General features: G+C 49.9%; 10 protein-coding genes and 1 tRNA gene. 3 read left to right on the top strand and 8 right to left on the bottom strand.

Going from position 1 to position 11,750, the window contains the following annotated elements:
- Together SFW65_09085 and SFW65_09080 are read left to right on the top strand one after the other, a co-directional pair.
- Positions 1–676, top strand: a 676-nt coding sequence (locus tag SFW65_09085) for a hypothetical protein (protein MDX1923267.1), incomplete at its 5' end; no start/stop codon positions are given.
- A 57-nt stretch (positions 677–733) separates the two neighbouring features.
- A tRNA-Leu gene (locus SFW65_09080) sits at positions 734–818 on the top strand.
- Between the two features lie 111 nt (positions 819–929).
- On the opposite strand, the gene SFW65_09075 is transcribed toward SFW65_09080, so the two are convergent.
- The 4 genes from SFW65_09075 to SFW65_09060 all read right to left on the bottom strand — a co-directional run bounded on the left by SFW65_09075 (position 930) and on the right by SFW65_09060 (position 6,723).
- A complete protein-coding gene (locus SFW65_09075) occupies positions 930–2,768 on the bottom strand; it encodes a thermonuclease family protein (protein ID MDX1923266.1) in 1,839 nt (612 codons plus the stop codon).
- Positions 2,769–3,015: 247 nt separating this feature from the next.
- Positions 3,016–4,041: an FkbM family methyltransferase gene (locus tag SFW65_09070; GenBank protein ID MDX1923265.1), complete on the bottom strand. Its 1,026-nt coding sequence runs from the start codon at positions 4,039–4,041 to the stop codon at positions 3,016–3,018.
- A gap of 1 nt (position 4,042) precedes the next feature.
- Positions 4,043–5,047: a radical SAM protein gene (locus SFW65_09065; protein ID MDX1923264.1), complete on the bottom strand. Its 1,005-nt coding sequence runs from the start codon at positions 5,045–5,047 to the stop codon at positions 4,043–4,045.
- An 8-nt stretch (positions 5,048–5,055) separates the two neighbouring features.
- Positions 5,056–6,723, bottom strand: coding sequence for a long-chain fatty acid--CoA ligase (locus tag SFW65_09060; GenBank protein MDX1923263.1), 1,668 nt, complete (start codon positions 6,721–6,723; stop codon positions 5,056–5,058).
- 120 nt (positions 6,724–6,843) lie between these two features.
- On the opposite strand from SFW65_09060, the gene SFW65_09055 reads away from it, so the two are divergent.
- Positions 6,844–8,076, top strand: a complete 1,233-nt coding sequence (locus tag SFW65_09055) for a DUF1513 domain-containing protein (GenBank protein ID MDX1923262.1) — start codon at positions 6,844–6,846, stop codon at positions 8,074–8,076.
- Here the strand turns inward: SFW65_09055 and SFW65_09050 are convergent.
- From SFW65_09050 to SFW65_09035, 4 genes are all read right to left on the bottom strand, one after another.
- On the bottom strand, positions 8,073–8,963 hold the full coding sequence (locus SFW65_09050; GenBank protein MDX1923261.1) for a cytochrome P460 family protein: 891 nt from the start codon (positions 8,961–8,963) through the stop codon (positions 8,073–8,075). The genes SFW65_09055 and SFW65_09050 overlap by 4 nt on opposite strands.
- A 113-nt stretch (positions 8,964–9,076) precedes the next feature.
- Entirely contained in the window at positions 9,077–10,075 is a 999-nt protein-coding gene (locus tag SFW65_09045; protein MDX1923260.1) for a cytochrome P460 family protein, read from the bottom strand.
- Positions 10,076–10,129: 54 nt separating this feature from the next.
- Positions 10,130–10,690, bottom strand: coding sequence for a hypothetical protein (locus SFW65_09040; GenBank protein ID MDX1923259.1), 561 nt, complete (start codon positions 10,688–10,690; stop codon positions 10,130–10,132).
- A gap of 26 nt (positions 10,691–10,716) precedes the next feature.
- Entirely contained in the window at positions 10,717–11,748 is a 1,032-nt protein-coding gene (locus tag SFW65_09035; protein ID MDX1923258.1) for a hypothetical protein, read from the bottom strand.
- Positions 11,749–11,750: the final 2 nt, after the last annotated feature.

Here is an 11,750-nt window from a genome sequence, read left to right as displayed (position 1 = left end):
CACAATGATTGCAGAAATCACCGCTTCTGATGCAGCTCTGGCTGGAACATCCGGCTATGATGAGGTGAGATCATGGTTTTCAGCCCTGCGCGAAATCGCCGCAAAAGCAAACCCCACCCTGCCCACCACATATTGTTCAACGCGCAGCATCTATGATGGAAGTTTTAGTCCGTTTTTTGGATACCACGCCGATTTCAACGGAGACCCCGTGCCGGATGCTCCTGTTCAATGGCGCACCGTGATTACATTAATTGGAGCAGGCACAAAAATTATCGAAGAGAAAAAACTGAAAGATGCGTGCCGGCGCGGCACACCAAAATATGAGGAAGCCATACGCATTGCCGAGGCAGAATTTCCTATACCCACACCGCCAGCAGTTGTTCAACAAAGTGGACACCAAAGCAGAAAGCAATTGCGTGTAGCCCAACGCAAATCCGATGAAGCATGGCACAACGATGCGGGGAATAAAGCCCATATCCAATATTTGCGCCTGCGCAGGGCGACGCGCCGTGAAGAAATTTTACTGGGGGATGTTCCCACGGTTTGTGCACGCCCAGGCGATATGGTGTTTATTTCCCAACAGCGCCCCAAGCATTTATGGCATGGTTCCCCACAATATACGGGCGGACAGCGTTTGGGCTTGGTTCTTGATCACATAATGGTTTTGAATATCTAATAAAAGGGCTTGCGTTTATCGGCAAAAAACCTTTTATTACCCCCCTACCTATAAAGTGCGGTCGTGGCGGACTTGGTAGACGCGCAGCGTTGAGGTCGCTGTAGGGCAACCTGTGAAAGTTCGAGTCTTTTCGACCGCACCATTTAATACCCAGACATGCTGAAGAAGTTATCCGACAACACTCGCAACAAGAATGATGCGGTCGAATATTGCCGCGTGTAGCATCATTATTTTAATTTAAAATTTGGATTTTTCAAGCGGCCTGCGATGGCTTTGTTTCTTCGCTTGACGCTTCTGGCGCGTCTTCCGTTGCGATATCGCTCGCAGGTTCCGGCGTTGCTTGTGCAACCGCGGTTTCAGCTACAGGCGCAACGGATGGATCAATAGCGGCCTCACGCTTGCGGCCCAGCATGCCAACCATGGATTGAGCCATGCGTTCAAAGCGTTCCTTGATTATCTGAGCTTCTTCATTCACCGAATTGCGGGTGTGCTGTTGTTGCTCTGCGGTTGGTTCTGGTTGCTGATCGCTGCCATCATCGGTTGGAATTGCATCTTCAATGATTTCGGCAACAAATGGGCGACCCGTATATTCAATCTGCGCAAGGCCATCAAGTATATTATCAATATGGTCAGCCAAGGTTGACAGGGTTTCACTGACCGCTGTGGCAGATGGAAGGCGTTGCATCGCGGTTTGCTGGTAGTAAGCAGCATAATCGGCACATTGGCCATAAACGGATGCCACACGGCGCGCCAAATCGGAACCGAGCAAGCCGATTGAACCCACATGCGCCTGATACACAACGGCGCGAATGCGCGGCCAAAGTTGCGATGGGCGCGGCTGGTTTTCTGCTTCACCAAGTCGGCGCTGGCGCATTAGTTCACGGGCACGCGTGCGGCAAATATGACGCGCGGATGTCAGCTCGCCATTAAGTGCGGCCGCAAGCGCTCTGCGCTTTTCTGCAAGCTGCATCCGGTCACGAATAACCGCAGCGGCGCCAAATGCAAGCGCGCCGAAAATCCACAACAGACCGCCAATAATGCCTTGATAGCGTTCGAAGAAGCCGCCTTGCGCTGATGCATTTGCTGCAGCAGCATTCGGCGCTACTGCAGCCGGTTGAGGTTGGGCAGGTTTGGTTGCCGGTTGTGCAGCAGGTTGCGGCGCAGCTTGAGCTGTTGCTGTTTCGGCTTGCTTAGGCGCAGGTGTCGCTACACTGGTTTCAGGCACAATCAATGAAAGTGCAGTGCGTGGTTCTTCGCCCCGTGCAACAGGGTCTCTTTCTGCCGGGCGCGAGCCGCCCTTGATGGTTTCAACTTTTGCACCCATGGCTGTAATGGGCTGGGCTGTAGGCTGGGCGTTAGTTGCCGCAGATTGTTGTGCTGCCGCTTGGACCGCCTGCGCAGTTGTCGGGGCAACAAGCGGAACGGTTACGGTGTTGGAAGGGTTGCTGAGCGGAACCGAATTCACCATCGGCATGGGAGCAAACAACCCTTTGTTCAACGATTGCGCTTCTTGTTCCACTTTCTCATAAACTTCGGCGAGTGAATTGTTTTTCAATGCTTTTCTGTCAACCATTGCCCAACCTTGGCGGAGCATTTCGTAGGATAAATCAGGCGTATCTACGGTTCCGCAGAATGCGATGGGGCGACCATCCTTATCCTTGTCGGTTACTTTGCAGAGCACGGCGCCCTTGATAATCGCATCAAGCTTCTGGCGGGCTTGAGGTCCATAATTCGATGAAATCCCAGGGGTTACGATACCAAACAGGCGAATTTCCTTTTCGCCAATCATCAGGCGCTCACCGTCCAAAGCCTTGGCAACACCTTCAAATTCTTTAGGTTCCTTGGCCACCGTACTTTGCTTGGCCAATTGCTTGGCGTTTGCCTTGGCAATGCTTTCCTTGGCCATTTCCTTGGCAGATTGCTTGCTTGGTTTCGACGCATTGGGATCGGTTGAGAGTGCTGTCTTTGCGGCAACCTTTATTGCATTGCTAAGCGAACCTGTTGGTTTGGGGGGCGGCGTATAATCAGGAGCGGCTTCGTAAAGCGTAACTTGTTGAACGGGTTCGCGGGGTGCTTTGTGCGGTGCGGGCATAACATCACTTTTTGCGAATGCATGAGCCGTGGATAGGCTTAGCAAAGCTGCGAAAGTGACTGCCAAAACGCGCATGAAAATTGTTCCAAAACTGGCGAAAAAATTTGCACAAAAACTTAACGATTCAGGAATGCCCCAAATCATTAACGGACACTATAGCAAATCGCAGGAACAAAATGGAAGAGTCTTGAATGCGCTATTCGCTTGGAATCAAGACCATTTTTCCGTTTTTACGCGCGCCTTGGCCTTACTTCGGATAAAGACGGGTTGGGTCTGTATCGAATGCTTTGATGTAGTTATCATAGCTGAGCAAGCTTTGCGCAAAGCCGCGCGTCAATAAATCGAGCATCGCATTGTATTCATATTTGAATTCCGTTGTATCACGCAAATGAAGCAGAACTTCTGCTGCGCAATCACCCAGCCCTGCAATTTCAAAAAGGCAGCACAGTTTGTGAAGGCGCGTTCGGTCAAAATCAAATTTCCATTTATCCGAATAGGTTATATCGCCGCCATCACGGAAATAGATTGCATCCCCCCACTGGATTTGTCCTTTGATGGTTTGCGCCGGAAGCTTATAGGTAAATTGCGCAGGCAGTGCGCCTTTGCTGCACGGATAACTATCCAGCACATATAATGAAAAACCTAAATCCCGCATGAAGCGGTCAATGTTGCAAAAGACGTTGGCATGCGGGTGCGCGGGGCCATGAAACGGCACCTCGATTGATGCGCCCAGCACGCTGCTTTTGAGCGTTTTTTCAGCGCCCAGCAGCACTTCGTAATCATGCCCATCGGTATCGATTTTGATAAAATCCACATCTTTGATGCCATGCTGTTCAACATAGGCATCAATCGATATCCGTTTATCAGTCAGCGTTGTTTTCTGATTGTTGTTAAAATAGGTGTCGGTGTAGTTGATATTCATCGCCTTCCATGCCCGCTCATAGCTGGTGCGTTTTTGTGGATCGTTGGTGCGCGATGCGATGGGGTCAGCGAACAGCTTTTGGGAAAGCAGTTCTTCATAGCCTTCAAAACCGACAAAATAATTCTCATACTTGATACGCGGATTTTGATTGATCGAATTAAGACGTGCGACTTCTTCCACAATCACATCAAACCCTATCGCATTAAATTTATCGCCCAGGGATAGCCAGTGTTGTTCCACCCCTCCACTCGCCCCTATATCCAGAAACATGAAATCCGGAAGGCCAAAATTACCAATATTGCGAAAACTGTAAGGCAATACAGGGTTGTAAACGATGTCTCGGGTTGCCATGTTACCTCTTTTTCAATATGGCGGTGCGGAAATATGGGCTGTTTCCTGCGGGATCCTGATCAAACATGATCCACCAATCGCATTTTGCGCATAACTTTGAAAGCTCGCTTTTGGGGTCATCATACATATCACACAGCTTATCGTAGGATTCTTTCAGCGTATGGGTTTCTAAATCAGGGAGCCAGCTCACATCGTGGTCATGGGCATAGACAATCATCGCGCAACATGGCGCAACCTTGCCCGATGGCAACACATAGGTCTGAATGGCGCAATCGACACGCTTTTTTGGGGTGGCCAGCAAATTGCGGTAACGGAAGGTATCAAAGTACTCGGCATTGAAATGCACTTTGTCTACACCGTGTTCACGCCAGAATGCTTCGTATTCCGGTTGCAGATGGAAATTTGTTTTAAATAGCGTACAGCCAATTTCAATATCAAGATCAGGAAATTCAGCGCGGCGCGTGTTGATATATGCCAGCGCATCGAGAATAACCTGAAACTTTCCGCCGCGGCGGATACGTTCATAGTGGCTGGCATCAATCGCATCGCAGCTGATGCGGAAGGAACGCAGGCCAATTGCCAGCAACTCATCAATTAGTTTTGGTGTATAAAATTGCCCGTGGCTTAACACCTGTGGTTTAAGACCACGCGAAATGGCATAGCGCAAATGGTCAAGCGAATTGGGATCAAGGAAAAACTCGCCGGTGGATGCGAGATAGATATGCGAACCAGCCGGATATTCATCCATCGCTTTTCGAACGAGTTCAGGTTTTAGCAATTTCCCCTTTTTTACGGCATTAGGGCCGTTGAAATGGCACATGACGCAGGAAAGATTACACACTTCATTGGTGGTGATTGCGCCGGGTGCAAAATTTGGCGCACGTTTGGTTTTCGCCTGGAACGGCGCAGTGGTCAACGCATGAAGGTCAATGCCGGTTTCACCCGGCTGCAACGCATGCTTGGCTTTTTTGATTTTCAACCCATCAAGCGTAGGCAGTTTCAGCATGGCACACCTTATCCGGTTTTTTTCTGCTTCTCTTCATCCAGCAATGCTTTGCGCGATAATTTTCCGATCATGGTTTTTGGCAGGCTGTCGCGGAATTCAATTAGCTTTGGCATTTCAATGGGTGACAGCTTATCGGATAAAAACGCCATCAACTCATCACGCGTTAAGCTGGTTCCGGGTTTCAAGGCAATGTATGCTTTTACAGTCTGACCACGGTAAGGGTCGGGCAACCCTGCAACAACGCATTCGGCAACCGATGCATGCAGATAAATCGCCTCCTCCACATTGCGGGGATACACATTATAACCGCCGCATAAAATCATATCCTTGATGCGATCAACGATAAAAATATATCCATCTTCGTCGATATAGCCCACATCGCCGGTGTGAAGGCGCATGCCTTTATCTGTGGGGATGAGCGTATCTGCGGTTTCAGCTTCATTCTTCCAATAAGCCTTCATAACCTGCGGACCAAGAATGCAAACCTCGCCGCGTTCCCCCATGGGCAATACGGTTTTTTTATCTTCAAGGCTAACGATTTCAATACGCGTGCCGGGTAATGGCAGACCGATTGAACCAGCCTTGTTTATTCCTTCCAGCGGGTTGCATGTAGCAACGGGTGAGCTTTCGGTCAGACCGTATCCTTCTGCCACAACACATCCCGTGACGGCTTCAAAGGCGCGCTTGATGTCAATCGGCAGCCCCGCGCCGCCGGAGATACAATATTTGACTGATGAAATATCATAATCGCCCAAGCGGCGGAAATTACTGATCGCCGCATAAATGGTGGGTACCGCAGGAAACAATGTGGGTTTCTTGCGGTGAATTAAATGGACGACCTGCTTTAATTCAAAACGCGGCACAACGACAATCGTGGCGCCAATCAGAATTCCCAAATTCATTGCAACCGTCATGGCAAAGACATGGAAGAATGGCAGCACGCCTAGTAAAACTTCCTCCCCCTCCTTGGCCATGGTGAACCACAGGCGTGATTGCTGCGCATTCACGGTAAGATTACCGTGTGTTAGCATCGCGGCCTTTGGGATACCCGTGGTTCCGCCCGTATATTGCAGCACCGCGACATCATTATGCGCGTCAATTGCGACCGCTTGCGGCATTCCGTCATTATTCATGAGCGCGTCATAGGTCACATGATAATTATCACGCGGAATGAAGGAGCATTCGCCTTTCTTCAAAAGACCAAATAGAAAACCTTTCACCGGCGGCAAGGCATCGGATAGCTTGCACACGACGAGGCGCTTTAACGCAGTCTTGCCAACCATCTTGCCAATTTTTTCATAGGTAATTTTTAAATCCAGCGTAATGGCAATTTCCATTTCGCTATCTGCAATCAAATGTTCAAGTTCACGCGCAGCATAAAGCGGATTGAGATTCACAACTACCCCGCCCGCCATTAAAATCGCATAATAGAAAATCACCGAGTATGGCGTATTCGGAAGCAGCAACCCGACGCGCGTTCCTTTTTTCACACCCAGTTCCTGCAAGCCTTTGGCGGCATGCTCCACCTGACTTTCAAGTTGTGCATAGGTCGTGACTTTATCAAAAAAATCCAGCGCGATGCGGCGCGGAAAACGTGCCGATGCCTTGATCAGCATTTCATGGGCGGGATATTCGGGTAACGGGGCGTTCCAGTTGACGCCGGCAGGATAAGTCATCAAAAGCCTTTCATACTCTGTATTCGTATCATACCCAGCTTTGACTAAATGTTAAGGTTTTTATATGATTTTCGAATGATGGGATTCAAAGCTGGCTTTACGATATCACGCCGACAATTTATGGCTGCAAGCGCTGTGTTTCTTGCCGCCGGCAATAATGTTGCATACGCGAAGGCAGGGCAACCCATCCGGTATTGTGTGACATCGCCTTACATGGATGATTTGTCGCCAACGCCCCTTCCCATGAATAATGGATTGGCTGCCGGAGAATCAATTCAAGCCATTCCCTTCGCGCAAATCCCGGAAAGTGACTATAAAACCCAACGCACACTGCTTACCGTTGCCGATGAAGACGGTAAACGCATTCGCCGCGTTTTTGTGCCCGGGTCACTGCACAATGCAATGTTTAGCGGCACAACTATTTTATGTCTGACGCGCGGCAATCCCGGATATTTTTATGCGCTGGACACAGAAACATTACAACCTGCCAGTGTTGTATTCCCTGAAAGCGGCACATTATTCGGCGGGCACATGATCCCGTGGATGAATGACGGACAAGTTGCCATCACTGTCAACATCCAGCGCGAAGGTGCATATGACCGCGTGGATGTATATGATGCAACCACATTGAAGAAGATCGAACAGATCAATTCATACGGGTTTCAGGCGCATGAATTGGCCCTGACCCCTGATAAAAAGACGTTATATGTCGGGCATTATGGCTCGAACTATTCTTCCGGTCCGTATAAGCATCTGGCGCAGCAAAACGAGATAAGGCTACGTGCACCCGATGGTCAGGCAAAGCCCATGACGTTTTATCCTGGCAGTGTCAGCGCCATCAGCTTGGACAACAAAACATTGATCGACCGCCAAAGCAGTGACCGCAACGGCCCGCAGGGGCACTTAGCACCATCATCAACGGGGCAGGTTTTTTTAACGCGCCTTCCGCCATTTCTGATGCGCAGAGGCGATGAAATGCAAAACCCTGTTTATGCGGAAGGCACGGAAAATAAGATATGTACAACGGAGATGTTCAGCCAGCATCGTCTTAGAGGAACAGGAACGACCGTGGTAGTGGATGATACACATCAACAATTCATCTTGGCCAATACACGTGAGAGCGCGATGTCATACGGGGCATTGAGCACACCGCAAGAGATGAAGAAGTCCGCACCCACTGCATTCAATGCGTATAAAAAGCCGCAAGGATTGGCATTCCACCCCGATGGGATCCATTATATCGCATCATGCACCAACGGGTTCATGACATTCAAACGCAGCACACACGAATTTGTGCCGGAGCGTTCATTCACCGTGGCTCTTGGCGAACATAGCCATATGTGTCTGGGTTAAGGCGTTGGCTCGCAGAACGCAAGATCGCGCACAAAAAGTTTGGGATTCTTTTCACCGCGCACAACATCGGTGAAAATACCGCGTACCGGCATCCCTTTTTTACCATCAGGCAATTCGCATTCAGTCTTTTGGCCTTTTATGACCAATGAGAACAGTTTGCCATCCTTCCCCACCAGTGCGGTTGGCAATTTGCTGCGCAGCAATTCAACGGCAAGTGTCGGGCGTATTTCATCAATGGTGCCATAGAAGATGGCATTTTCCATTTCCCCGCGTAGCAGGCGAACCTCTTTGAATTCTGCTGGGACCTGCTTTTTCAGTTTTTCGGGCAACGTATCCACCTTTACCGTTTCAAAAGTGACGCGTGCAGCAACAGTTTGTTCGGGCGTTGCTATCTTCATTTTGATATTGAACGGCAATCCCATATTCAATTTTACTGGCTGTGAAAACACATAGCCGCGATCCGGCACCATTTTATGGCAGGCATGGCATGCAGCGGATTTTTCGGTTGGATCACCATCAAAGGTTTTGCCGTTTTCATCGAACAGCGCATACCCCCAACCATCGGTGTCTTTGAATTTTTCCTTATCCATCACCATCAACTGGTAACGCTGTGCGCCCGATGGCACCAGCGAACTGGTAAAGCCGGGATCATCCGCGGTCATCAGACCGATCTTTGCAAAGGCGGCATCCTTTGGATAATCGATACTGCCCGACATGAGTGTTTTCCACGCCGCATCATTGGCATAGGTCAGGCGCATTTCGCCGGTATCCTTGCGGTAGCGCACGGTGACGTAATTCCATTTGGTCGCAAAATCGGAATAATCCTTGAACTTGAACCCGTTCATGGAATCCAGACCGCCAAATTGGTCATGATGCATAGCGGGCATATGTGAGGACGCTATTTGCGCGGGCTTTTCCTCAGCCATTAGCATTGCAGGCATCAGTGCGAAGAGAAAAAATGCCGCAGAGATCGATGCATGAGTGGATTTCATCAGTCGCATCAAAGCCCATCACAATAGGATTGGCGGTCGATTATGTCGGTATCTTTTTTATCGCCGCGTTGGATTTCTACGAACAACACCTTCATCATCACACCCTTTTTACCATTAGGTAAATCACAGGCAGGTTTATTCGGCTCCTTGAATGCCAGAGAAAAAAACCGTCCATCATTACTGACCAAGGCGGCGGGCATATCGCTTTTCAGTGCTTCCTTCGCCAAGGAAGGGCGAATTTCGCCAAATGTACCTACAAAGAATGTTTTTTCCAGCTCACCGCGCAATTGACGCAGTTTAGTTGTGCCATCAGGTAATTCCTTTTTCAGTTTTTCCGGCAAGGCATCAAGACCAACGGTTTCAAACACCAAACGACTGGAAAGGATCTTATCCGCATCGTCTTTGGCGCTGATCTTTAACTGCATGGGCAAGCCCATATTCAGTTTTACAGGTTGTGAAAACACATAGCCACGTTCCGGCACCATTTTGTGACATGCATGACATGCATTTTGTTTTTCAATGGGGTCATCGCCGAATGTTTTGCCATTCGCATCGAAAACGGCATAACCCCAGCCATCGGTGTCTTTGTTCTTTGCCCTGTCCATCACCATCAACTGGTAACGCTTTGCGCCCGATGGAACGAGCGAAGAAACGAAGCCCGGATCATCGGCGGTCATCAAACCGATCTTGGCGAACATGGCACCATCAGGATAATCGGTTTTTCCCTCTTGCAACGCTTTCCATGCGCTGTCATTCGCATAGGTAAGGCGCATTTCACCCGTATCCTTGCGGTAGCGCACAGTGACGAATGCCCATTTGGATGTGAAATCCGCAACGTCCTTGATGCTGTAGCCATTCATGCGGTCGAGGCCAGCATGCGGATCGTGCGGTACGGCTTTGTTTTTTAATGGAGCCTGCGCAGCATCACCTGCCGCATTCGCATGTTCGAATGTAAAAAAAGCCAGAAACATCAAAGCCAAAAGCAACAGCTTTTTATGCGACGCCATGATGTCTCCAAGGATGATTGGTCAGAATGAAGGGCTGTAGCGTAACGAGGTTGATTATCTTCGATTATCTTTTTTTTCTTCGAACTTACCACCCGACTTGACAGCGGCATCCTTCAAGAAGTCCATAGACTTTTTGCACCAGATCACATCATCATCAGGTTTTACAGAATCATCCTTATAGGGCTTTAGACGGCCTTTGCATTCCCTTGCGCTTTTTGGAAGCACGATGACTTCTTTGGTGAATACACAATAAACCGCATTGTCAGCGGCCGCCATTTTGGTTTCCGGCCCCTTGTAAATGCTTGAGCCTGCGGGGCATTTGGTACCAGGAAATGCGAAGATCGATTGCTGCAACGCTTGCGCAGCGCCACCTGTACGATCGCCGCCATTCGTGCCCATGCCCATTTTGCGCATTTTGCGGGTAACTTTTGGAGGATCCTCGGATGGGTCCTGTTTTAAGACAACAACCGGCTCAGGCACCTTTTCATCTTTTATGGTTGTTAATTGCTCTTGTTTGACATCCGCAGCGGGTTGAGCCTGCGCGAAAGCAGGTCCAGCAATTGTGATGCAAACGCCGCAAGCAAGGACTAGGGATAAAACTTTAGCTTTGACCATGAAATACTCCCGACACGGCTAAATTACTAGTTCCAAGTGATAGCGACACTGCCCGCAGTTCCGTTTCCACCGTTGCCTGCACAACTGGTGCATGTGCTGTAACCACAGCCATAGCTGTAACATCCACCTGCACCACCAGCGCCACCGCCGCCAACCACTACACTGATAGAACTGCCACCCGTCAACATGGCCGGCGTATATGTTTTAACGGCCTGTCCGCCGGGGTTGCCTGCCGAGCCATTACTGCCACATGTGGTACATGTGCTGTAGCCGCAGCCATAACTGCGGCATCCGCCTGTACCACCGCCACCTGCCGCAGCACCCGCACCAGCCGTATTGGTATCACCGCCCGATGCTGTACCATTCGCACCGAATACGCCTCCATTACCGAACACCGTTCCATTGAAGCTGCTGTTTCCGCCAGAGCCACCAGCACCCCCAGGATTCGAACATGAGCTGTAACCGCATGGATAAGATGCGCCATTACCACCTTGCCCGCCTGAACCACCACCTTTTACAGTCACGGTGAGGGAGTTGAAGGCAGGAACAGTAAATGTGCCAGAAGATGTGAATGTTTGCGAACCGGGCACCACGCCAACGGTGGTAACAGTCCATGTTGTTGTACCAGATCCCACATTTATGGTTGCCGTGCGCGCAGTTAAAATGGATGTGGATGAGGTTTGGCGAACCTGCAAGGTTTGCCCGTTAAACAAGATTGCGCTGGTTGCCCATGCGCCGCCGCCCACACTCACCTGCGGCGAGCCAGCGCCCGATGCGGTAACAAGCACCGGCACAACACCAAGACCAGAAATGGTGATGGTATTCGATGTTATAACCGCATTAAGTGGCTGGCCGGTGACGTTGGTGAAGCTGTATGCCGATGGCGTCGATGCAGGCGATGCGGAGCTGAACGCTGTCCAGTTCGTGCCATCACAATATTGGAACGATCCACCACCCCAGTTCATAGAGCCAAGGACACCCGCGGGCGATGTGCATGCCGCAAAAGCTGCCGGTGAAGCAAAGATAAACGCTGCAATAAGAAGTAGAATTCTTTTCATAA

Source organism: Alphaproteobacteria bacterium (genome assembly GCA_033762625.1).
Classification (GTDB): domain Bacteria; phylum Pseudomonadota; class Alphaproteobacteria; order UBA9219; family RGZA01; genus RGZA01.
This window is presented reverse-complemented; position numbering and strand designations above follow the sequence as displayed.